18 protein-coding genes are annotated in these 23,191 nt (G+C 67.8%); 6 read left to right on the forward strand and 12 right to left on the reverse strand.

Annotated features, from left to right (window positions below; all coding sequences use genetic code 11):
• Nucleotide 1: 1 nt before the first annotated feature.
• Nucleotides 2-997, forward strand: a complete 996-nt coding sequence (locus tag MST3598_RS00600) for a hypothetical protein (RefSeq protein ID WP_096359331.1) — start codon at nt 2-4, stop codon at nt 995-997.
• A 40-nt stretch (nt 998-1,037) separates the two neighbouring features.
• Here the strand turns inward: MST3598_RS00600 and MST3598_RS00605 are convergent, their stop codons facing one another.
• From MST3598_RS00605 to MST3598_RS00650, 10 genes are all read right to left on the reverse strand, one after another.
• Nucleotides 1,038-2,141 carry a hypothetical protein gene (locus MST3598_RS00605; RefSeq protein ID WP_231494506.1) on the reverse strand — a complete coding sequence of 368 codons (1,104 nt, stop codon included), beginning with the start codon at nt 2,139-2,141 and terminating at the stop codon, nt 1,038-1,040.
• Nucleotides 2,138-2,929 carry a hypothetical protein gene (locus tag MST3598_RS00610; protein WP_029260832.1) on the reverse strand — a complete coding sequence of 264 codons (792 nt, stop codon included), beginning with the start codon at nt 2,927-2,929 and terminating at the stop codon, nt 2,138-2,140. The genes MST3598_RS00605 and MST3598_RS00610 overlap by 4 nt, the downstream gene beginning before the upstream one ends.
• 171 nt (nt 2,930-3,100) lie before the next feature.
• Nucleotides 3,101-6,604 (reverse strand): PKD domain-containing protein, encoded by a 3,504-nt coding sequence (locus tag MST3598_RS00615; protein ID WP_081860226.1) that lies wholly within the window; start codon nt 6,602-6,604, stop codon nt 3,101-3,103.
• A gap of 184 nt (nt 6,605-6,788) precedes the next feature.
• On the reverse strand, nt 6,789-7,838 hold the full coding sequence (locus MST3598_RS00620) for a VWA domain-containing protein (protein WP_029260834.1): 1,050 nt from the start codon (nt 7,836-7,838) through the stop codon (nt 6,789-6,791).
• The gene (locus MST3598_RS00625) at nt 7,835-8,821 is read right to left on the reverse strand and encodes a VWA domain-containing protein (RefSeq protein WP_231494507.1); all 987 of its coding nucleotides are present in this window, start codon (nt 8,819-8,821) and stop codon (nt 7,835-7,837) included. The genes MST3598_RS00620 and MST3598_RS00625 overlap by 4 nt, the downstream gene beginning before the upstream one ends.
• Complete coding sequence (locus MST3598_RS00630; RefSeq protein ID WP_021200099.1) at nt 8,812-9,303, reverse strand: hypothetical protein; 492 nt, start codon at nt 9,301-9,303, stop codon at nt 8,812-8,814. Before MST3598_RS00630 ends, MST3598_RS00625 begins: the two co-directional genes overlap by 10 nt.
• Complete coding sequence (locus MST3598_RS00635) at nt 9,290-10,177, reverse strand: DUF58 domain-containing protein (RefSeq protein ID WP_021200100.1); 888 nt, start codon at nt 10,175-10,177, stop codon at nt 9,290-9,292. Before MST3598_RS00635 ends, MST3598_RS00630 begins: the two co-directional genes overlap by 14 nt.
• Before the next feature lie 7 nt (nt 10,178-10,184).
• Nucleotides 10,185-11,150: an AAA family ATPase gene (locus MST3598_RS00640; protein WP_051671257.1), complete on the reverse strand. Its 966-nt coding sequence runs from the start codon at nt 11,148-11,150 to the stop codon at nt 10,185-10,187.
• 201 nt (nt 11,151-11,351) lie between these two features.
• On the reverse strand, nt 11,352-11,660 hold the full coding sequence (locus MST3598_RS00645) for a DUF4190 domain-containing protein (RefSeq protein WP_036272007.1): 309 nt from the start codon (nt 11,658-11,660) through the stop codon (nt 11,352-11,354).
• A 126-nt stretch (nt 11,661-11,786) separates the two neighbouring features.
• Nucleotides 11,787-12,098 carry a putative quinol monooxygenase gene (locus MST3598_RS00650; protein ID WP_021200103.1) on the reverse strand — a complete coding sequence of 104 codons (312 nt, stop codon included), beginning with the start codon at nt 12,096-12,098 and terminating at the stop codon, nt 11,787-11,789.
• A 113-nt stretch (nt 12,099-12,211) separates the two neighbouring features.
• Here MST3598_RS00650 and MST3598_RS00655 point away from each other — a divergent pair, with 113 nt between their 5' ends.
• Entirely contained in the window at nt 12,212-12,574 is a 363-nt protein-coding gene (locus MST3598_RS00655) for a winged helix-turn-helix transcriptional regulator (protein ID WP_021200104.1), read from the forward strand.
• An 80-nt stretch (nt 12,575-12,654) separates the two neighbouring features.
• Nucleotides 12,655-13,203, forward strand: coding sequence for a YbhB/YbcL family Raf kinase inhibitor-like protein (locus tag MST3598_RS00660; protein ID WP_029260838.1), 549 nt, complete (start codon nt 12,655-12,657; stop codon nt 13,201-13,203).
• Between the two features lie 156 nt (nt 13,204-13,359).
• Here MST3598_RS00660 and MST3598_RS00665 read toward each other — a convergent pair whose 3' ends face one another.
• Together MST3598_RS00665 and MST3598_RS00670 are read right to left on the reverse strand one after the other, a co-directional pair.
• A complete protein-coding gene (locus MST3598_RS00665) occupies nt 13,360-14,079 on the reverse strand; it encodes a Pr6Pr family membrane protein (RefSeq protein ID WP_029260839.1) in 720 nt (239 codons plus the stop codon).
• A 91-nt stretch (nt 14,080-14,170) separates the two neighbouring features.
• The gene (locus tag MST3598_RS00670) at nt 14,171-15,121 is read right to left on the reverse strand and encodes a DMT family transporter (RefSeq protein ID WP_029260840.1); all 951 of its coding nucleotides are present in this window, start codon (nt 15,119-15,121) and stop codon (nt 14,171-14,173) included.
• Between the two features lie 480 nt (nt 15,122-15,601).
• On the opposite strand from MST3598_RS00670, the gene MST3598_RS00675 reads away from it, so the two are divergent.
• From MST3598_RS00675 to MST3598_RS00685, 3 genes are read left to right on the forward strand one after another with little or no spacing between them, the layout of a single operon-like run.
• Nucleotides 15,602-19,378 carry a putative toxin gene (locus MST3598_RS00675; protein ID WP_051671253.1) on the forward strand — a complete coding sequence of 1,259 codons (3,777 nt, stop codon included), beginning with the start codon at nt 15,602-15,604 and terminating at the stop codon, nt 19,376-19,378.
• Nucleotides 19,379-19,384: 6 nt separating this feature from the next.
• Complete coding sequence (locus tag MST3598_RS00680) at nt 19,385-20,593, forward strand: hypothetical protein (protein WP_136053486.1); 1,209 nt, start codon at nt 19,385-19,387, stop codon at nt 20,591-20,593.
• A 28-nt stretch (nt 20,594-20,621) separates the two neighbouring features.
• Nucleotides 20,622-23,075 (forward strand): FG-GAP-like repeat-containing protein, encoded by a 2,454-nt coding sequence (locus MST3598_RS00685; protein ID WP_029260843.1) that lies wholly within the window; start codon nt 20,622-20,624, stop codon nt 23,073-23,075.
• Nucleotides 23,076-23,191 lie beyond the last annotated feature (116 nt).

Genomic DNA, 23,191 nt, shown 5'->3' on the forward strand with positions numbered 1-23,191 from the left:
CATGCAAGATCTGCTGGGGCGTCTCACCGCCCTCGACCCGGATGCCAGCGAGACGCTCAAAGTCGTCAGCTACTTCGATGCCCTCGTCGCCCGCTCCGTGGGTGTGGAGAGCATGCTGCGGGGTGCGGCGGTGCTGAGCGGTGCGACCGTCGGCCAGCGCGACGGCCGGCACATCGTGCGCGTGCGGGCAGATGGGGTGCGCATCGATCCCGTCGAGCCGTCCCCCTCCTGGCCCGTCCGGGAGAGCGGGCCGGATGCCGTCGCCTGGATCGAGCGGGAGGGCGATGCGCATTCGAACGACGCGATGATCCTGGAGCGGCTCAGCCTCGCCCTCGGCATCATCCGGGCGCGACGCACGGTCGGCCCCGAGAGCGCGGTCGAACTCGCCATCAGTTCCTACGCCGGTGCCGAGGAGCGGGCCGCTGCGCTGCCGCGGCTCCGGCTCTCCGCGGGCATGCTGCGACTGGTCGCGTCACCCCCGGAGCCCGCACCGTTGCCGACGCACCCCTCGGCTGCGGTCGCCACCCGGCACGGACTCACGCGCGCGACGATCATCGACGCGCAGACGGACGTGCGGGAAGTCTGGCCCGATACCGCTGCTCTGCGGTTGGGCGTCGGTCTCGCCGGACCGGGAGACCAGCTTCCCCAGTCGTGGGCATCGGCTCTCGTCGCCGTGCGTCTGACGAGTCCGGGCGAGCCGGTGGTCGATGCGGCCGACCTCGGAGCGCTGCTCCTCGTCGCCGACGCCGCCGAGTCGAGCCCGTTGCACCCGGATGCCGCCGCGCTCGCGGCCCTCGACGCTCGTAGTCGGGAGCTTCTCGACGCGGTCGCCGAAGAGCAGAGCGTGCGCGCCGCCGCCACGCGTCTCGGCCGCCATCATTCCAGCGTGCAGGAGCGTCTGACGGTGCTGGTGGAGACTCTGGGCTACGACCCGCGCACCTCCCGCGGCCACGCCCGCTACGTGCTGGCCCGGATGCTGCTGACGCTCGGCCCCTGACGCGCATCGGCCCACGGCCCGGCAGGGCTCCGGCACCGTCTCACTCGAAGCCGGGGTACTCCTGCAGCTTCGTCTGGAACTCTTCGCGATGGGCCTCGCTCAGCACTCCGCTGGCGATCACGGTCAGCTGCAGGCCTTCGAGGGGTTCGCCGGTGCGGGCGTTCTGCGCCTCGCGGGCGGCCAGGAATCCGCCGTCCCGATCGTTCGAGAGGTCGTTGATGGTGGCGTAGAAACGCAGCGGATCGGGGAAGTTCTCGGTGTAGTACTCCCACGTCGTCTGCGTGCGCGGGTCGTCGCTGCCGTAGAGCTTCGCGATCATCGCGGGGTCGATTCCCGAGACCGAGGGATCGTTGAAGGAGTAGAGGTCCCACAGTCCGTGCTCGACGACGACCTCGTTGACGACACGCATCACGTCGAGCTTGCGCTCGTCATCCTGGATCGGTTCGTTCGTCGCCCACGCCGCGGAGGTGAATTCGACGAGCATCGACTCGCCGCCGTAGCCGTTGCGTTCCGGACGCAGGTCGTCGTCGCCCACCTGCACCCAGGTGTAGCCGAACTCGTCGGTGAGTCGCGTGCGGATGTCGGCGAACATGGTCTCGGCCTGCGCACGCACCTCCTCGAGCGACTGCTGCGAGAGGGTCTGCTGGGGGTCGGTGCCCTTGATCGCGGGATAGGCCTCCGCGTGCTTCTGCGCGGCCGTCTTCGTACCCTCGTAGTTGCCGGAGGCTGAGGTCTGCAGGGCACTCATGCCGCCCACGGTGGCGACGTTGAACAGGATCGCCACGACGAGCGCGATCGCCCCCAGCTTCCGTCCGCGTGCCGAGAACAGGGCGGCCGCGATGACCGCGACCACGACGAGCTGCAGGGCGAGCATCGTGACGCCGTAGAGCAGGTCGGTGCCGCCGGCGATCAGCGTCCCGAGCAGGATCAGCGCGAAGAGGATGGAGGTGGTGAGGGCGATCCAACCGAGGGCGTTCGACGGCTTCCTCGGCTCTTCCGCCGGGGCGATCGTCGCGACGTTCGGGCGCGGTGCGGATCCGAACGCATCGCGCCGCGCTCCTCGGTAGCCGCCGGGTGGGGGCACGGGTGGAGCGCCCTCGGTGCCCGCGATGTAGCGCGCGCGCTGCCTCTCGTGATCGCTCACCACGGCTTGTCCGTCTCCGAACCGCCCTGGTCGTCGCCCTGTTGCTGATCGCGTTCCTGCGTCCCCTGCTCGAGCTTGTCCTGCAGGCCCTTCAGCTTGTCCTCCGACGGCTGTTCCTTCTCCCCCGGTTGCGGCTGGGGTGACGGCTGCTGCTCCTCCTGCTGCTTCTGCTTGAGACGATCGGCGGTGCCGTCGAGAGAATCGGCCATGTCGCGCTGCGGGTCGGACGACTGCTGCCGGGCCTCTTCGCTGCGGCACTCCTCCGGCGTCTCGACCGTGATCGTGAGCGCCTCGCCGTAGAGTGCAGCGGCGCCCGCGCCGTCGCCGTCCGCGCGTGCGGCGTCACCCATGCGCTCGACCACCAGGGCGAGATTGATCCGTACCCCGCACACCTCCAGTCCGGTGGCGAGGTCGAGTGCCCTTTCGAGCTCGGCCCGCGCCTCCGGCAGCTGCTCCGCCGCACCGAGCGCGGTGCCGATGTTGAACGGTGCCTTGTACGGCTCGAACCAGTTCAGGAGGTCTTGTCCGCGTGCGGATGCCTCCGACCCGGCGAAGTCGTCCACCAGGTAGGCGGTGATGGCCTGATGTGCGAAGGCGTACATGCTCAGCAGCTTGCCCACGAACAGGAGCGCGGCGAGGGTGAGCGGAATCGTCCCGATCGCGACCCAGCGGCGGACGCTGCGGCGGCGGCGGTTGGACCGGAGGAGGGCGGCGGCGCTGTCGGCCGTGCTGGCGGTGGTGGTCGAGGACCCGAGCTCGGTCGCCGCGGGTGCCGACGGATGTGTCACGTCCAACCCCCTTACCGATCGACCACTGCTCAGCGCGGGGAATTCTGGTCCCCGAAGCGGCAGGACGAAGCGCTGAACATCCTATCCGGGGATCCTCCGGATACGATTCAGCCGACCTCGAGTGCCGAGGTCGGCTGAATCATGGTGAGGGACGATGCCCGTCCCCGGGCGCTACTCGGCTGCGGTGACGCGGAACGTGTCGAAGGCCACGCCGAGTGCCGCGGTCGAGCTGCCGGAGCGGTTGCCGCTCAGGCCCACCCCGCCCGCGGGCTGCAGGGGCGTCGCATCCGACGCCTTGAGCTGCCAATCGGCCGGTTCCGTCGCCCCGGTCGCCCAGATCTTCGCGTTGATGGACGCCTGCGCGGTGCCCGTCACCGTGACCTTGAGGGTGTACGAGGTGTTCGCCGCGAAGGCGAGACCCGAGACGGCCCGGGTGGCCAGGACGGTTCCGTCACGGTGGGCGACGAGCCAGATGGTTCCGTCGGGACGGAGCCATGCGCGGACGAGATAGCGTCCGGCGGCGGAGTCGCGTGCGATGACTCCGATGTACGCACCACCGGTGGTGGCCCCCTGATCGACGCGGAAGGTCGTCTCCAGAGCCGGGCTCGGGACCGACGTCGCGTTCAGCGTGGCGTGTCGGGTGTCGCCCGCGGCCAGGTTCAACCGTCCGAAGCCGTCGGCGACCGTAGCCGCCGCCTGCGAACCGCCCGCGATCGTCCAGGCGCCGCCCGCGACCGCGTTCCCCCAGCCGCGGCTGGATGCCTGCTCGAAGTCGTCACCCGCGAGCGGCGCGGGTTCCGCCACGACGGATTCGCGGGTCGTGGTCGCCGAGCCGCCCACGTTGTCGGTCACGGTGAGGGTGACCGTACGTGTCCCCGCCGTCGAGTAGGCGTGGCTGGCGACCGCACCCGCACTGGTCGTGCCATCGCCCCAGTTCCAGCTGTAGCTGCTGATGGTGCCGTCGGTGTCGGTCGATGCCGCTGCGTCAGCCGAGGCGGTGAGACCCGATGAGGAGAGGGTGAAAGACGCGGTGGGCAGCGCATTGACTCCCTGCACGACCACCGGCTTCTTGACCGACCCCACGAGCCCTTGGCTGTCGGTGATCGTGAGCTTGACCTGGTACGTGCCGGGCGCCGCATACGTGTGCGAGGGCGTCTTGCCCGTACCCGTCGTCCCGTCGCCGAAGTCCCAGCGGTACGCCGCGACAGTAGCGGATCCCGGCGGGACCGACGTGCTCGCGTCGAATGCCACAGCGAGCCCGACCGGGGTCGCCGTGTACGCCGCGACGGGCGCCGTGGAGCCCTTGGCGACCCAGAAGTGCGTCTTCACCTGCCCGGCGCTCAGCCCGTACGGGTAGATGGCGAACTGGTTGACGTTGCCGGTGAGGGACACCGACGTCGGGATGTTCGGCCAGTTGACCAGCTTGCCGCTGCCGATCTTCCAGAAGCCCTCGTAGGCCTGACCCTTGGTCACACCGGTGATCTGATCGTTGAGTTGGCCGTCGACGAAGAGCTTCATCCCCTCGGGGCTGACGGACGCCACGACCTGGTGCCACTGGTTGTCGTTGTACGCAGCCTTGGTCGTGATGACTCTCGTGCCGTCGCTGTACACCCCGAAGTTCAGGCGTCCGTCGTTCGACATATAGACGTTGCGGTCGTAGTTCTTCGAGAAGCCCGCTGCTGAGCTCTCGAAATCGAACAGCAGTCCGCCGCTTGTCGTCGACGTCTGGAACCACATCTCGGCGGAGTACGCGGAAGGTGCGGGCATCTTCGTGGTGGTGTCGACGCGTCCGGTCTCGGTGCCGTCGAGGGCCGTCGCGCCCGTGCCCTTCGACGTTCCCGACGGCAAGAGCTTCGCCCCTGCACGGAAGATCGGGCTGTTCGCGCCGGCAACGTCCTGGCCGATGGTTCCCAGCGGGTAGTAGAGCTGGGGTTCATCGGCGAGCACCGCGTTGGAATACGGTGGCGTCGGGTCGGCCACCGTCACGGTCGCCGTCTTGCTCGAGACGGTGTTGCCGTTGCCGTCTGTGGCGGTGAAGGTGTACTGCTGCTGCGAGCCGGCCGGAGCCGTCGTGTCCTCGAAGCTGACGGCGGGCAGGTTCCACCAGGTGGAGTCCACCTTCGTGGTGAGCAGAGGAGTGGTCGAACCGGCGCGGCGCAGCTCATAGGTGAGCGTGAGGTCGTCACGGTCCCAGTTGGCCGGGATCGACACCTTCACCCGGCCGGGGGTGAGAGACGTCGCGGTCGGCTGCCACTTGTCTCCGGAGAGGCGGGGGCCGTCTTTGGGACCGGCGGGAGGAGCGGTCGAGAATCGCACGAGTCCCTCGAACTGGCCGTTGTTGACGGAGCGGAACTCGCCTCCGATGGAGATCATGTTGCCCGTGCCGGTGATCGACAACCCGGCCTGACCGAGTCCGGTGGTGACACCGACCGCCCAGTCGGGAGACCACGCATACGGCGAAGGCGCGGGAGTTCCGCCCCAGTCCTTTCGGCCCGGTGCCGCCGGCTGAGGTGCGAGGGTCCCCCGGGCATCGGCCGTGTATGCCTCGGAATAACGGTGCACGCGCGGGGCCTGTTCCGGGTGGAGACCCAACGTCTCGCAGGTATGGGTGTGGCTCGTGGTGTAGACGACCTTGCCGGTCGAGTAGACGCCGTAGTGGTCGCCGATGCAGTCCGCGATCCAGCGGACCTTGCCGGTGCCGGCCTCGGCCGCGAAGGTGCCTTCGAGGTTGCCGGTGGCAGCGTCGGCATAGCCCCAACCGGTGCCGTAGACGCCGGTGGCATCGGTGGTGAGGCTGAAGGTTCCGGCTTTACCGGCGTAGATGCCGCTACCGGCGCCGTTCTTCACCGTCTTGGCCAGCTCCCACGCGGTGTTCAGCGTGCCGGTGGTCTTGTCGACGGCTCCGCTGCCACGCATCTCGGTGTTGCCGTTGATCTGCGAGAACCGTCCGCCGATGATGGTGTCCTTGCCGGCGGGGTCCATCACCATCGCATCCACCTGCAGGTCGGTCTGCGGGGCCCAGGGCAGGAGCGCGCCGTTCGCGGTGTTGAACGCGGCGAGGTTCTTCCGTGCGGTGCCGTTGGCCTGGCCGAACAGGCCGCCAGCGTAGACCGCGGTTCCGGATGTCGTGAGAGCGTAGACGCCCGATCCGCCGATCGACGGGACGAACCCGGCGACCAGCTCGCCGGTCTTCGCGTCGATCGCGGCGATGTTCCAACGGTCCTTGCCGTTGACATTGTTGAACGAACCGCCGATGTAGATGCGGCTGCCGTCGGGAGATGCGGCGACGGCCTTGATGACGCCGTTGACCTTCGGTGCGAACGGCAGCAGTGCCCCGGTGTTGATGTCGTAGGCGAGAACGTTCGACCGCGCGGTGAGGGCAGTGCCCGGAGCGGCTTTGGGCTCGCGGGCGTTGTCGAACTTGCCCACGGCGTAGACGGTGGAGCCGATGGTGGTCTGTGCCCAGACGTAGCCGTTGTCGATCTGCACCGTTGGAATCGGGTCGGATGTGACGACGTCACCGTCGCGTTGCAGCAGTGGCGGCAACGTCGGCGCGGCGTCGGCCGCCACGGCGACTCCACCCCCGAACGACACCAGCCCCGCCACGACCAAGATGCCGACGACGACACCAGCGGCCGCGGAGCGGGCGCGCTCAAGAACGTGATTGTTCCCCATGATTTTGTCTTCCCCAGTGATCTGATGCCGACGCGAGCGCCGACACGACATCGCAGTCACGCGCCGCGGAGGCTTCCCCAAGCCATGTGTTCCGCGATCGTCATGCATCTGCGAACCCCTGCCGGGACCAAGACAGTCCTCGACCGGTAAAACATTAGCAGCTGATATCGACGAAGCCTGAGTGTTAGATCTGGGTGCGTGAGCGGACGCGCTGTCGTGGCGCGCGCAGCTGCCGAAGTCGCGCGATCAGCAGGGCGGCACGCGTGAGCTCCACGCCGAGGATGGCCAGGGCGACGAGCGCCGCGATCCAGTAGAGCTCGATGACGTTGCCGACCTCGCCCGAATCGGCGTAGTCGGTGGTGGTCGACGGGGCCGCGGGGAGGGAGGGGGCGGCATCCGCCGTCCGAGTCGCGTACGTGACCCCGAGCTGGTCGGCGATCGTCTCGAGGTTCGACTCGTCGATCACCGAGAGAGCGTCGGCGCCCTGGTACTGGATGTAGTCGCCGCCCTGATCCGAGACGCCGCCCGTGGTGATGCGCATCGGCCCGCCCTCGGCGGTGCCGTAGCCGAACACGGCCCCCGAATCGGTGTACTTCTCGCTCGCGCTGAACGACTCCGGCGCGGTGTCGACCGTCTGCTCCCCGTCGCCGAAGTAGAAAACCATGCGCGAGCGGTCGGGAGACGATTCGGCTGCCGAGGCGAGGGTTTCCGACAGCAGGGGGGCGGCGATGCCGATCGAGCTGCCGCGTGACTGGCTGGTGACCTCGGGGCGCAGCACCCCGAGGGAACCCAGGAGTGCCGTGGTGTCCGTGGTCAGCGGCATCCTCAGCTCGGCCGCGGCATCCGAGGTGATGAGGGCGAAGCGCGCTCCCGGATACTCCTCCACCAGAGCGCGCACGTCTGCACGGATGCCGTCGAGCCGCGGTTCGCCGTCATCCCAGTCCTCAGCCACGATGCTCGCCGTCGTGTCGACCACGAGCACGATGTCGGTATCCGTCGCGAGGGTCTGGGTCGCTCCCCCGGGGATGCCAGGACGCATGAGCATCGCGAAGCAGGCGAGCACCAGAAGCAGCCGCATGGCCCACAGGGCACGATGCCCGGCCAGCGCGCGACGATCGGTGATCGGCACCCCGGCGGACTTCGGCGGACGCACCAGCACCCAGACGGCGGCGACGGCGACGGGGGCGCATAGAAGAACGACGAGCAGCGGGTTGAGCACGGGTTGGAGGATCACAGTCGCACCCTCCACAGCACCACGACGAAGCCGAGCAGGCAGATCGAGAGCAGCACGATCCACAGGTTCGGGGTGTCGGTCCAGACCACCTGCGCCTCCCCGCGCAACTCGGTCGCCTCCTGTTCCTGCACCTGGGTGACGATGTCGGAGACGGTGGTCGTGTCGCGCAGGCCGAATGCGGCGCCGCCCGTCGCCTCGGCCGCAGCGCTCAGCTCGTCGCTGACATCGGCATCCTTGCCCTGGACCGGGTTCAGCGCGAAGACTCGCACGTCCTTCGAGGCGGCGTAGGCGGCGGCCTCGTCGAGCGTGACGATCGAGGCGCCGTTGACCTCGTTGTCGGTGGCGAAGATGACGGAGCGTGAGCGCTCGGCGTCCGGGTTGTCGAAACCCATCGTGCAGGCGGCGAGACCGTCGCCGATCAGGGAGGCGCCGTCGCCGTTGAGGGTGCCGACCCAGTGCTCCGGGACCTGATCGACGTAGTCGAAGCTCTGCGTCATGCTCTCGATGTGCTCGCGCACGAAGTCGTAGTCGTCGGTCAGGGGGAAGATCTGCACGGGGGAGCTGTTGAAGATCGTCAGTCCGATGCGTTCGCCCTCGAAGCTGTCCAGAAGCTCGTCGAAGACGTTCAGCACCTCCACGTCGACCTCGGTCATGGAACCGGAGACGTCGAGGCACAGCATGATGTCTCGGCTGGTGTTGACGGGCTGGATCGTCTGCGCCGACATCGGCCGCGCAGCCACCACGCCCGCGACGATGGCGGCGGTCGCGCCGAGGGCGAGGATGCCGGACAGCGCGAGTGCTCTCCGCGTCAGCGCGCGGCGGAAGGAGGGCAGCGCGCGCACGCGCTCGGCACGGGCGATGCGCGCGGCGTCGGTGCCTCGGCTCGGGTCGCCCCGCCGGAGGCCGACGACGAGACCGATCGTGATCGCGAGCACCACGACCGCGACCGCGGCCGCGAGCATCCAGACGTTCGCTAGTGCCACGTGCGCACCACCGTCCTGGCGGCTTCGGCGCCGGCCACAGGATCGATCACCGGTCCCTGGCGGAAGATGCTCGGGTAGTAGTGCCTGCCGAGCGCATCGATGAGGGCGGGATGCACACCGCGGGCCACGAGATCGTCGAGTGCGAGCACCGGCGCCTCCAGGCCGCTGTACTCGTTCACGAAGGTGCGCACGGTGCGGCTCAGCTCGAGATTCGCCTGCCGGGCGGACATGCGGCGTTCGACGTACTCGGTCTCGATCTGCTGGATGCGCGCCAGGTACTCGGTGCGCAGCTGCGAGAGCACGTCGATGACCAGCGGCGCCTGCCCGGCGTTCGGGTCGGCGACCGCCAGGGTGCGCCGCGGTCGGGTGAGGACGATCAGCAACCACGCCCCCAGCACCAGTAGAGCCAGGATGCCGATTGCGAGCAGCATCCATCCCCAGCCGTACTGCGCCGGCGGATAGAGGTCGTCAGAGCCGGGCATTCGACCTCCGATTCAGCAGCGTCAGCAGCTGAGCGACGGCATCGTCCTGCCCGTCCAGCGTGGAGTGGCTGATCTCCATCCGGGTGAGGAGCTCGGCGAGGTGTGCGGCGTCGGCCTCGCGTTGCGCGGTCAGCTCCTGCACGATCTCGCGGTCGCCCTGCACGAATCCCGGCACCTGCCAGCGACTGTCGACGTCACTGCGGATGTGTCCGGTGGCGTGGTCCAGCACGGGCTCGGCGTCGCGCAGCGTGAGCCAGAGCACGTCGTGCTGCACGCGCAGTCGCCGCAGCATCCGTTCGGTCTCGCCGGTGACGGGGGCCTCGTCGGTGATCACGACCACGATCATGCGACGCGCGATCGTGCGGGTGACGAACGACAGCAGGCCATCACGGTCGCTCGGTGCGTCGCTCTGGTCGACGGCCCGATCGATCGTGCGCAGCGCGTGCTCGAGCGCCCCTTCGCTGCGGCCCGGCGCGAGGCGGCGCACCTTGGCGGCATCGCCGTACACCGTGGTGAAGTCGTCGCCGTGGCGCAGCGTCAGCACACCGAGCACTCCGGTCGCCAGGATCGCCAGGTGCTTCTTCGACTGCTCGTCTGCGGCGAGTGCTGACATCGAGCGCCCGGTGTCGACCACGAACAGCACGGTGTGCATGCGGGTCGCGCGCGAGCGCTTCACCAGGGGCGTTCCCAGCCGCGCGGTCGCCCGCCAGTCGATGTCGCGCACCTGATCGCCGTACTCGTACTTGCGCAGGTCTTCGAAGTCGAGGCTCCGCCCGCGCAGCAGCGACGCGTAGGCGCCGTCGAGCGCGTGCAACGACTTGCGCGTCGAGTGGATGAAGAGCTTGCTCTTCACCTGCGTGATCAGGCTGGCCATGGAGATGTCAGGGTGTGGGGACCGACGCGAAGATCTGGTCGATGATCTCCTCGCTGCGGATTCCTTCGGCGTCGGCCTCGAACGTCAGCAGCACCCGGTGGCGCAGCACGAGGTGCCGGAGCTCGCGGATGTCTTCGGGCAGCACATGCGTGCGTCCCTTGAGCAGAGCCAGCGCTCGCGAAGCCTGGAGGAACGCGATGCTCGCACGCGGACTCGCGCCGTACTTGATGAAGCGGGCGCGTTCTTCGCCGATGTACGGCGCCGGGTTGCGGGTGACGTAGGCGATCGACACGATGTAGTTGCGGATCGCGGGGTCGACGTAGATGCGGCTCGCGACGTCCTGCAGCAGATGAACGTCGTCGAGGCTGACGGCGCTGGCGACGTGCCGGTCGGGGTCGAGCACACCCGAATCGATGCGGCTGAGCACCTCGAGCTCTTCGGCCGGGCTCGGGTATTCGACGATCTCTTTGAGCAGGAAGCGGTCCATCTGCGCCTCGGGCAGCTCGTACGTGCCCTCCTGCTCGATGGGGTTCTGCGTCGCGATCACGAGGAACGGCTTCGGCAGGTGGTGGATCTCGCCGCCGATCGTGGTCTGATGCTCCTGCATGGCCTCGAGCATGGCGCTCTGTGTCTTGGCGCTGGAGCGGTTGATCTCGTCGAGCAGCACGAAGTTCGCGTGCACCGGGCCGAGCACTGTCCGGAACGCTCCCGTCGCCGCGTCGTAGATCTGGTTGCCCGTGATGTCGCTCGGCAGCAGGTCGGGCGTGCACTGGATGCGCTTGAACTGCGCCTTCACGGTGTCGGCGAGAGTGCTGGCCGCGGTGGTCTTCGCCAGTCCCGGCACGCTCTCGAGCAGAATGTGGCCGCCGGCGATGAGCGAGATGAGCAGGCTCGTGCGCAGCCGGTCCTGACCGACCATCTTGGCGGAGTAGGAGGCGGAGATGACCCGCAGCACCTCGGACGCTCTGGCCATCTCGGCGTCGGTGGGTGCGCCGTTCGCCGTGGCGGGTGAGGCTGCGGGGGCAGGGGCCTGCGCGGGAGCGGGCGGAGGCGGAGGTGCCACCGGCTGCGGGGATGCGGCGTTCAGGTCGTGCATGCTCTCTCCTCCTGGGGAGCGCGGCGCTTCTCCCCCAGCCAGGGTAGTCGCCGCACCGAGGAGGAGAGCTGAGCGCCGTCACTGGCCGAACATGGACGAGGTCGCCGCGATCCATCCGAACGTGAGGGCGAGGATCGTCACGATGATCCAGATGCTCATGGCGATCGCGTTGAGGGCGATCCCCCATCCCGCCTGTGTGCGTGCGCGCGGCTCGCCTCGCAGCGAGACGATCCCGAGGATGAGTCCGATGGCGGGCGCGAAGAACGTCCAGCCGGCGAACACGGAGCAGATCCCGAGAACGAGACTGGCGGTGCCTTTGGCGGTCGACGTCGCAGCGACGGACGGCGCGGTGGTGGAAGGGGCGGGTGCAGAAGCAGTTGTTGACATGACATCCACGCTATGACGGGGTCTGTCGGCGGTCATCGGACTGGAGTACCCACGTCGTACGTCCAGCGGATGATTGCGCCGGTTCTCAGGTACGGGCGTCGGAGCGTGTTCCGGCAGCGTGGGCCGCTACGCCGACCGCCGGTCGAGGAACAGCAACTCGAGCGGTGAGGCCAGCAGCGCATCCACTCCCTGCGCGAATGCCTGGAAGTGAGGTGTGGCGAAGTGGGTGTCGAGCGCAGCCTGGTCGTCGAACGCCTCGCGCATGTAGAACGTTCCTGGCTCGCTGCGCGATTCGAACAGCACGTAATCCTGGTTGCCGGGCTCCGCGCGGGTCGGCTCGATCAGGCGCTGCAGCGCGGCGAGCAGTGCGTCTCGGCGACCGGGGAGGGCGCGCAGGATGGCGAGGCTGTACAGCGGGTCGGGCAGGGGTGAAGACATGATGTGGTCCTTCTCGTGGGATCGAGCACGGCAGGCTGCCGCGAGATCATTACTACTCGAAGGGGAGCAGTTACCCGCAAGGACTGCTGGTAACTTTCGGATACCATGAACGGGTGACTTCTCTCAGCACCTGCGCCGCCGGCAGGCCCCATGATGTCTACGACGCCCAGTGCCCGTGCCGGGGCATCCTCGATCTGCTCGCCGACAAATGGAGCGCGCTCATCCTCGGCGCACTCGAGGGCGGCCCGATGCGGTTCGGTGAGCTCAAGCGCAAGCTCGAGGGCATCAGCCCGAAGGTGCTCACGTCGTGCCTTCGGCGACTCGAAGACCGCGACCTCGTCGCCCGCGAGATCTTCGCCGAGGTGCCGGCTCGCGTCGAGTACTCGCTCACCGCCCTCGGCGCCGACGCGGCGAAGCCCCTGCAGAGCCTCCGTGATTGGGTCGAGTCGAACATCCAGCGCTTCCCCGATCTCTGAGATTCCGAGAGTGGGGTGGTTACCCGGAGGTGACTTGCACCCCTTGCGGGAAACCAGGTGCTCGTCGATACCGTCCTCGCATGACAGATCAGACACAGGCAACGAACGACCCGTACTACGCGCTTCCCGACGTGCCGAGCTTCGAGCTCCGCAGCTCCACCGTCGCTGACGGAACACCCTTCGCCGAGGCGCAGTACTCCGGAGTCTTCGGCGTCCCGGGCGGACGCGACATCTCTCCCGAACTCACCTGGTCGGGGTTTCCCGACGACACCCGGAGCTTCATCGTCACGGTCTTCGATCCGGACGCTCCCACCGGATCGGGATTCTGGCATTGGGCCGTCGGCAACATCCCCGCCACCACGACCCACCTCGTCGAGGACGCGGGCTCCGAGAGCCGGGAGCTGCTTCCCGCCGGTGCCGTGGCTTTCCCGAACGACGCCGGGCTCGCGCGCTACATCGGCGCCGCTCCGCCTGCCGGATCGGGCGTGCACCGGTACCACATCACCGTGACCGCGCTGGATGTGGCGCGGCTCGATCTGGACTCCGGTGCATCCCCGGCGCTCCTCGGCTTCACGGCGGGCCCGCACACGATCGCGCGAGCCACGCTCGTCGCGTACGCCGGGGAGTAGACCTCGGGCGGAGCACCCGCGTCCCGGGCGGGATTCTCCCTGTCGGGCGGAGCTTTCGTCTCGAGATCTCCGCCCGACGGCGAGAACTCCGCCCGTCGCGGGGCGTCCATTCGTGAGCAGGAGTGGGCGGAAGCAGCTGCGGGGTCAGGCTGGGCGTCAGGCTGCGGCGATGGTGGCGTCGGCGGTCGAATCCGAGACGACCGCCCGGCGACGGCCCACCCACACGACGAGGGCGGCGGCGCCGATGATGATCGCGGCGATCAGCAGCACGTAGAGGGCGACGCCTCCATACCCGCCGGGCTGGGCAGGGTTGAGGAACGGGTACGGATACCACGACGGCTCACCCGATGCCGGCGCGATCACGAGGTTCGCCCGGATCAGCGTGTAGATCACCCAGACGATCGGGAAGATGGCGGCGATGCCCACGGCGCTCCAGCCGAGAGCCCGCCGTCTCGGGGCGAACAGCACATCGGCCAGCATGATGATCGGCACCACCACGTGGAGCACCTCGTTCGACCAGCCGACCGTCGAGCCCTGGGGCAGCTCGATGCCGCGAAGCAGCAGGTTGTAGACCACGCCGGTGACGATCATGTAGGTGCTGGCGCACATCAGCAGGATCGCGAGCCACCGCGGTTCCGCCGTCGTGTCGCGATGGGCGAGCGCCCAGAACCCGCCACACGCCAACGCGACCACGGCGAGGACGTTCGACTCGATCGTGAAGAAGCTGAAGAAGTTCGAGATGACGGTCGGCAGATGCGCGCCCCACTCGGTCGTGGCCGCAGCGGCGATCTCGAGGGTGCGGATGAGCTGCGCGATGATCGCTGCCGCGGAGAGCACGGCTGCGGCGATGCGCACGTAGGGCCACCAGGTCGTCATGTTCGCCTCCGGTCGCAACTGTAGTGGCAGATTTCCGTAGACCGCGGCACCGATATATCGATATCGTCGAGGGGCTCGCCGCCTCCCGGCGTCAGGTGCGGCGACGCCACCGCAGACGGGTGATGAGCACGCCGAGCAGGCACAGCGCCCCGCCGAGGAACATCAATGGCGTCGGCACCTCGCCGAGGATCGCCCACGACATCAGGATCGCGATCGCCGGCACCACGTAGGTGGTCGCCGAGGTCTGCCCCGCGGTGCTGCGCTGCAGCACGTAGGCCCAGGTCGTGAAGGCGATCGCCGTGGGGAAGACGCCGAGGTAGACGACCCAGAGCGTCGCATCCAGAGGTGCCGTTTGGAGCGCGCCGATGAGGTTGCCGATCCAGGGCAGCAGCGCGATGGTGCCGACACCCGCTCCGAGCCAGGTGAGGGTGGTCGGGTCGACGCCCGAGGTGAGCAGCCGCTTCTGCACGAGCGTGCACCCGGCGTACATGACCGCGGCGAGGAGGGCGAGCAGCAGGCCGGTGATGTCGGGGCCGGCACTGGTGGACGAGTTCATGCCGATCAGGACGACACCGAGGAACGCGATGGGTGCGCCGATCACGAGCGGCTTCGGGAACCCCTCGCGCAGGAAGAGTCCGCTGAAGACGACGACCATGAGGGGCGCGAGGTTCACGACCATCGCCGCGGTGCCGGCGTCGAGCGTGAGCTCGGCGCTGTTGAGGGCGAGGTTGTAGACGCAGAACCAGCCGACGCCCCACACCGCGATCAGCAGCCAGTGCCGACGCTCCGGTATGCGGATGCCGTGGCGCACGGCGATGATCGTCAGCACGACGGTGCCGACGGCCATCCGCAGCAGGGCCAGTGCGCCGGGGTCGTAGTGCGGGCCTGCACCGCGGATGCCGATGAAGGCCGAAGCCCAGAGCACCACGGTGACGAGCGCCGCGACGAGCACGAGCGCGCCCTGCTTCTTCGGCGCATCGGTGCTGTTGGTCGCGCTGGTTCGCGTGTGGATTCCGGGGTCCCCGGATGCGGCTTCTGCCATCCTTCGATCCTGGCAGGGGCGTCCGACATCGGTCGAGCCGTCGAAGCGACATCCGCCGATGCATTTCGGACGATCCGAGACGATGGCCCGTGAGCGGAGATTCACGAGATCTTCCCGACCGGTTCACGTATCTCTCCCGAGTGGAGAAAAAGTTCCGTTCGATCACCTTCCTCATCCGTGGATATTGTGGCGTCGTATGAACGCGGAAACCCGCACTTCACAGGGAAAGCCCAGCGTCAAGTAGGCCATTCGGGGGACAGACAAGACTCACAGCTGACGGATAGAGTCCCGAGCGAGTACCGCCGCAAGCCCACGGTCGAAGCGTGACGGTCCTGTTTCGAGGTCGTGGTTTGCGTGCATCCTGACGTGCGTGTACGCGCATATGCGCATGCGCCGCGACTCGTTCTGGGGCGCCATCGCAGCGTCGTGATCTTCACGCGGTCCGATCCCTCTCGTGTCCTCCTGGAGAAGAGTCCTGCGATGAAGACCAGACCTCACCGTCGGCGCCTGCGTTTCGCACCGGCGCGGCGGCTCCCGTTCGCGTTCGCCGCCATGCTGATGACGACCGTCGTCGCGGTCGGTCTCTTCCAGCCGCTCGAAGCGTCAGCGGCGACCGCCGCATCGGCCGCGCGGACGCAGGTGTCCGCGCCGGCGGGTCTCTTCACCCCGTCGACGGATGCCGCCGGTGTGGTCACGCAGTTCACCGATGGGGGTCCGGCTGTCCAGGAGGCGGCGAGGCAGGCGCTGCTCAAGGGTGGGCAGAGCATCGAGAGCTTCATCACCACGGGGCAGCACGAGGCGATCGCACAGGACTACCGCCTCATCGCGCTGCGACTGAGCCTCGCGGGCGGGCGCGCCGTCCGTCAGCAGGCGGAGGCGGTGCTGACGGCGAACAATCCGGACCAGCTTCGTGCCTTCGTCACAGAAGGGTGGAAGGACGCCTGGGAGGTCGACGACCGCTCGGCGGCGTATGTGCTTGCGGACACCGGAACGCCGACGGTCCAGCGCGAGGCGAACAAGGCTCTGGACTCGGATGACTCGAGCGCGGTGTCGCAGTTCCTGCTGATCGGTCAGTACGACGCGAAGATCATCGACGACCGCGCGGCGGCCTACGTGCTCGCCTCCACGGGATCGCCGAGTGTGATCGCCGCCGCGGAGGCAGCGCTCGATGCGACGCTCCCGGACGGGTCCGAAGACGCACAGGCCGTGGCGGATTTCCTGCGTTACGGGCAGTTCGTCGCCGGGGCGCGCGACGCCGAGGCGGCGACCATCGCCCAGCTGACGAACCAGGTGATCGCGGCGAACATGGTCGCTCAGGAAGAGCGTCGCAACGCCGACAACGCCTCCGCGCAGGCGGTCCTCGCGGCCAAGCTCGCGAAGGAGGCCACGCAGCGCGCCGCCCAGCAGGCCGCCGCCGCGCAGGGCAACGCCGAACAGGCCAGCGCCGCCGCGAGCAGGGCAGCCGGTCTCGCCCGTCAAGCCGCCGACGCGGCAGATCTCGCCGTGCAGGCGGCTGCGGCAGCGCACCAGGCGATGAACGCGTCGATGAGCGCGGCGGGAACAGCCGCATCCGCGGCTGCGCGCGCCAACCGGGCGGCGGCGAACGCTGATGGTGCGGCGGCGAATGCGGCGGGCCAGGAGGGCATGGCGGCTGCGGCACGGGCAGAGGCGGAGAAGGCGCGCGACGCCGCAGACAAGGCGGCGAAGGCCAAGCGTGCAGCGGCCGAGGCGGAGACGGCGACGAATGCGGCGAACCGCGCTGCGCAGGCTGCGGGCGCCGCGGCCGGCTACTCGGGCGAGGCGGCCGGATATGCGATGGAAGCCTCTCAGGCGTCGGGAGTGTCATCGGCCGCTGCCGCGCAGGCGCGGGCTGCTGCGGCCAAGGCGAACGCGGCCAAGAACCGCGCGGCATCCGCCACGGCGCGGACGGACCGCCTTGCCGCCGAGACCTCGGCTGTCGCTCAGCAGGCCCGTGATGCGGCCGGGCGTGCGGCCGACAACGCCAACGCCGCGGCGATCGAGGCAGACACGGCCGCGGCCCAGGCCGGTGTTGCGCAGGGGGCTGCTGCTCGGGCGACCGCTTCTTCGGCGAAGGCGGCGGCCGCTGCTGAGGCCGCGACGAAGGACGTCGAGCTGGCGAAGACCATCTTCGACCTGGCGCGGAAGGCCGATGCGGAGCGTCTGGCCGCAGAAGAGGAATTCGGGCTGGCGCAGGCGGAGATCGCCGCAGCAGAGGAAGCCGAGGAGAAGGAGCTCAAGGACGAGGCCAAGAAGGAGGGCGCAGCCGCCGTTGCGGAGAGCAGCGCGTTCCTGAAGAAGATCACCGCTCCGGATGCGAACCTGCAGGAGCTGCTGCCGGAAGCGCGCTCGGCCATGCTCGCCCTGATCACGTCGGGAACCCCGTGGATTGCCGCTGCGGCCGAGCAGGCTGTCGTCGGCAATGACGAGGCCGTCGTCGAGTTCTTCAAGAACGGGTACGGCGTCGCGCTCGAGCAGGATCAGTGGGACGAGGCGAAGGCCCTGCTGTATGAGGGCGACAACACGATGCTGCAGGACGAGGCCTATGACGTCCTCGAGAACGGCGAGGAGTACGTCGCGGCGTTCCTCAACGAGCGGCTTCCTGAGATCCGCGACCTCGAGAACCGCCAGATCGCATTCGTGCTCGCCACCGAGGGGGGACCGGCCATGCAGCGCGCGGCGAACCTCGCGCTCGATGCCGACGACCCCGCGGTCCTCGCCAAGTTCATCGCGGAAGGACAGTACGACGCACTGGAGATCGACCAGCGGGCGGCAGCCTTCGCGCTCAGCACGTCGGGCGGCCCCGAGGTGCAGGCGGCCGCGAACATCGCGCTCGAAGGTTCCCAGACGGCGCTGAAGAGGTTCCTCGAGCAGGGCCAGTACGAGGCCGCCAAGCGCGACAACGACACGGCAGCTCACGTGGCGCAGATGCAGAGCATGTTGCACCTGGCCGACCAGCAGGCTGCGGCCGCGCGGGAGGCGGCCGCGCTTGCGGAGAAGGCGGCGGCGACCGCGCGGCAGGCGGCGGCCGAGGCACAGGCGAGCGCCGACCTGGCTCGGAAGTATGCGCAGGAGGCGCAGGGCTGGGCGGCCCAGGCGGCTACCTCGGCCAACCAGGCGACCGCTTCGGAGAACGAAGCGCGACAGTCGTCGCAGCGAGCGCATCAGGCGCTGACAGCCGCTACTGCGGACGCGAAGAAGGCCAACGGGTTCGCTGCGCAGGCGACGTCGTCGGCGCAGTCGGCTAGTGCCGCAGCAGCACGGGCCAACGATGCCGCGAGCCGTGCGGCCACGTCGGCGACGAACGCAGGGCTGGACGCGGAAGCTGCGGTGAAGGCCGCGACGGAGGCTCGCGAGATCGCGGCATCGAAGCAACGCGCGGAAGATGGGGCCGACAACTACCCGCCGCCTGCCGGCAAAGAAGGGGAGCTCACCCAGGCGCAGATCGATGCCGCGTACGCGCTCGGTGGAGACGCAGAGGTGCAGCGGCTGAAGGACGCCCACGCGTTGACACAGCCTGATGCCCTGCTGAACTTCATCATCCAGGAGGGCGGCAAGGTTCTCCTCGACCTCATCGGTGTGACCGACATCATGGACTGCGTCACCAAGGGCGACATCGGTGCGTGCTTCATGACGCTTATCGGGTTCGCGCCCTGGGGCAAGCTTGCCAAGCTCGTCGAGTCGATCCCGCTGATCATGAAGCTCGCCGACAAGGTTGTGGGCTTCGTCAACAAGGTCGGCGACGCGTTCAGCCTTCTCAAGAAGAACAAGACCAAGACCGACGAAGTCGCCGGTGAGTGCATGGTTCGACCCGGTTGCGATCCCATCGACGCCTACCGGTTGACTAATCCGCCAGGTGCAACAGCGAACGAAAAGGGTCAGCTGGGTGAGTATGCCGCCGGTATCGTCATCGGGTCCCCGAAAGAGGTATTTGACAAGGCTTTGTATGGCACCACGCGAACGCGAATCACCGACTACGCGAACGAAACCATGATCATGGAGGTGAAGAACGTCGCGACACAGCACTACAGCACCCAGATCAAGGATCTACTTAAGATCACCGGCGCTACGAACAGGTCAGAGTTCGTGCTGGTGACGAGGCCCGATACTCATCTGACTGCTCCCCTTATCAAAGCACTGTGTCGAGCCGACCTCGGATTCGAGGTGATGGTCAAGCACCTCCCGATCGTTGTCGGTGGGGAGTTGTCCACCAACAAGCTGGTGTGCCCAGGGGGTTGAGCGCGAATGTCCTACGATCTTCACATCTACGGCCGGGAATCGCTTCCGCCGGACGAGCTGTCCGGGGTGGTCGCCCAGGTCGACGGCCTGAAAGCAGAACTCGATCAACCCTCAGGAGTCGTGACAGCGACGGTCAAGAGGCGATCCGGGCTTTGGTCTTCTCGCGAGCAGTGTTTCACCGTCGATGGACCGTTTGACCTCGATGCCGAAGACGTCCCCGGGCTAGGACCTTCGACCGGGCCCGGCGTGATGTACTCAGTCTCCGTGGATGGCGGCCGTCCCGATGACATTTCCCTCGCGCTGTCTTTCGCCGAGGTTCTTGCTCGTCGACTTGGAGGATCAGTAGTTGATCCCCAGAGGGCGGAGGTGCCACCTGCATCTGTGGCTTCGCAGTCTGCAGCGGGAGAGGCATCCACACGAAAGCTCTGGATGCACTTCAGCTGGTTCCGTCTCCGGGATGGACGTGCGGACCTTGCCGGCGAGTACCTGCGGGCGGCTCGGCGTTCTTTTGAGCTGGGTGTTCCTGTTCGCTTCGGATCATACGAGCCGATGCAGGGTCGCTTCCCGCGGGACCCGGACGAGAGATTCACCGAGACGTATGAAATGGAGTGCGACGCAACGCCTCTCTACTTTGCGAACAAGTCGATCTCGGAAGGAAGCATCGCCGGATGGTCGCTCGATGGACGGATGCGCTACCAGAGTGCTCAGCTCTCCGTTCGCTTCGAATCAGTGCAAAAGGCGAGTCTTGTCGCGGCCTCGCGCGACTTCTTCGTAGACCTGGCGCGGCGGTCTCAGAGCTTCTTCGGCTTCGTCGAGCTGAACGACCGTCAGGACGCAGACGCAGGGGTCGGGCACTTCGAGGGTGGATGGGGAGGGCTACCAGCTGACCCGCAATGGATGACGTGGTACGGGTCGGAATACGGCGAGATGGTGCGTCCTTACCTGGACGAGCGTGGGACCTTGGAGGAGTTCGAAGGCGGCACGCTCCATCGTTGGACCGAGCATCCTTGCGAGGCGAAGGACATTCGTGCGCAACTGGGCCGTCGCGGCTGGTTGCGCCCCGACTTCTTCGCGGTCGTGGAGGGGAGGACAGTGCGAGCGCCGGCAAAGAGGATGCCTCCGTCACTGCGCCCGCCCGAGCCCGGATCTGCGGAAGCCCTGCGTCTTGAAGCACTGTTTGCTCACAAGAGGGCACACAGGCGTTGGACGTCATGAGACGACCGAATCTCTTGAAAGGCATTGCATGTTCTCGTTGAAGTCTCGCCGTCGTGCGCGCATCAGCGCGGTTGGCATCGCGTCCGCGTTGGTGTCGGCGTTGCTCGTCTCGGTTCCGGTGTCGTCGGCGGTCGCTGATGACGCTCCGGGGTTCCTGGTGGAGTCGGGGGCGTATCCGGATGGGTCGTCGGTGGGTGCGGCGAACGGCATCGTTCTGAAGGACGGGAACGGTGGGTTGCGTGTCGTGACCTGTCCGGTCCCGATTCCGGTCGGTGCCGGGCTGGTCGAGGTCGAGTTCGAGAAGTCGGGTAAGCGCGCGAAGGTGTGCTTCGAGACGGTGTTCCGTCCGGCCGTGTTGAACCTGGAGATCGCGGCGTCGTTCGGGGTGAAGGCCGGCAAGCAGCCGATGGCTGTGACGTATTCGGTGGCGGGTGGTCCGGAGGAGGATATCTCGGTGCCGGCGGGCGGACGTCGCAGTGTTGATACGGGCTTGACGGGTCAGTCGACGATCGTGGTGATCGAGGTGAAGGCCGACCCGGCCGTGGATGTCCCGGCGACGACGACCACGCATCCGCGGACGGCTGTCACGAAGATCCGCACGGGTCTGGGCTCGTGCACGGGAACGCTGGTGGACCGGTCGTGGGTGCTGACCGCGGCGAGTTGTTTCGCGGCCGACCCGGCAACGCTTGTCGCGGGTGCTCCGGCGGCTCCGGCGAGGGTGTTGTTCGGTCCGGATGTCGCGAACGACAAGACGATGAGCGGTGCTGGGGATCTGGGTGTGAAGATCACCCACGTCGAGCCGGCCGGCAACGGTCAGGACGCGGTGCTGGCGAAGCTGGAGACGGCGGTGGATGACATCACTCCGATGCCGGTCGCCACGACCGCTCCGGTCGCGGGCCAAGACGTGGCGTTCACGGGCTTCGGCCGCACGAACAACGTGTGGGTCCCTCTCGCGTCTCGCACGAACACCTACCCGGTCACGGCGGTCAACGCCGCGACCGTGACTGGTTCGGCATCCGGTGCTTCCCTCTGCCTCGGCGACGGCGGCGCCCCCGGCGTCCGCAACGTCGATGGAACCGACACGCTCGTCGCTGTCGCCTCCCAGTCGACGCAGACCGGTTGCTACGGCTCCGGCCTCCCCGCAGGCACCGCTTCGACCATCGCGACACGCGGCGACATCATCGCCGGATGGGTGGCCGCCACGGTCCAGAAGGGGCTCGACACGACCCCGGTCGCCGCTGCGGATCAGACCCTTGCGCAGCAGATCGTGGCGACCGGCCGCGTGAGCGGAACCGAGGCGCTCGCCCAGATCCAGGCGTATGCCGACGGCTTCAAGCGCGGCCACCTGATCGGCGGACAGGTTCGTGACTGCACGATCGACCCCGTGATCCTCTCCGCTTTGAAGAAGGTCGTCGTCGATCAGAACTTCTCGATCACGATCTCTTCTCTCAACGAGTACTGCACCACGGCGACCCCGTCGGCCACGAGCTACCACGCGAAGAACAGTGGCGGTCATGCTGTCGACATCAGCGTCGTGAACGGCGTCGCCGCGACCGGCAACACGGCGCAGGACCAGGCTCTGACGACCGCCATGTTCACCGCGCTGCCGGCACCGGCGGGCATCGGTCAGGTCACGTGCCGCCCGGCGCTCACGGTTCCGAACGGCTGGGCGCAGACCGAAGAGGACTGCACGCACAACCACTTCGAGTACCACGGCGTGCCGCTCACACCGGCGAAGCCCTCGTTCGATCTGAACAGCGATGGCAAGGCTGACGTGATCGGGATCACCTCGTCCAATTCGCTCTACATCTATCACGGCAACGGCAACGGCGGATGGACGACCCAGACCTCCGTCAGCGCGGGATGGGCCTCGGCCAAGACGCTCATCCACGGCGACTACAACGGTGATGGCAAGGGCGACATGATGGTCGTCAACACCGACGGCACCCTCTGGTACTACCAGGGTGATGGTGCGCTGGGCTTCCCGACGAAGGCGCTGGCTGCCCGCGGATGGGATACGAAGGGCCTGATCACGGGTGGGATCGACTTCAACGGAGACAAGAAGGCCGACCTCGTCGCCCGTGAGTCCGACGGCCACCTCTACGCCTACCCCGGCAACGGGAACGGAACCTTCGGCGCCAAGATGAAGATCGGCCATGACTGGGGTGGGATCTCTCGGGTCCTCGTCGGCGACTGGACCGGCGACGGCAAGGGCGACATCCTCGCCACGACGACGACCGGACTCCTTCGCATCTACCCGGGCAACAACGTGACGCTCACCGGCGGTCCGCAGGTCGGCAATGGCTGGAACAACATCTCGGCGATCACCGGCGGCGTCGACTACGGCCTGGACGGCAAGGCCGACCTGTTCGGTCGGACCGGCGATGGCGGACTGTACGTATACCCCGGCCTCGGCATCTCCGGTTTCGGCGCCTCCACACGCGTCGGCAACGGGTGGACCTCGCTCCGCCTGTTCAGCTGAGCCCAGTCTCGCGGACTCACATTCCTTGAAAGGCATTGCATGTTCTCGTTGAGATCTCCCCGTCGTGGTCGTGTTGCGGCTGTGGGGGTGGCGGCGTTGGTGTCGGCCTTGCTCGT

Origin of the sequence: Microbacterium sp. TPU 3598 (assembly GCF_002356155.1) — a bacterium.
GTDB lineage: Bacteria > Actinomycetota > Actinomycetes > Actinomycetales > Microbacteriaceae > Microbacterium > Microbacterium maritypicum_A.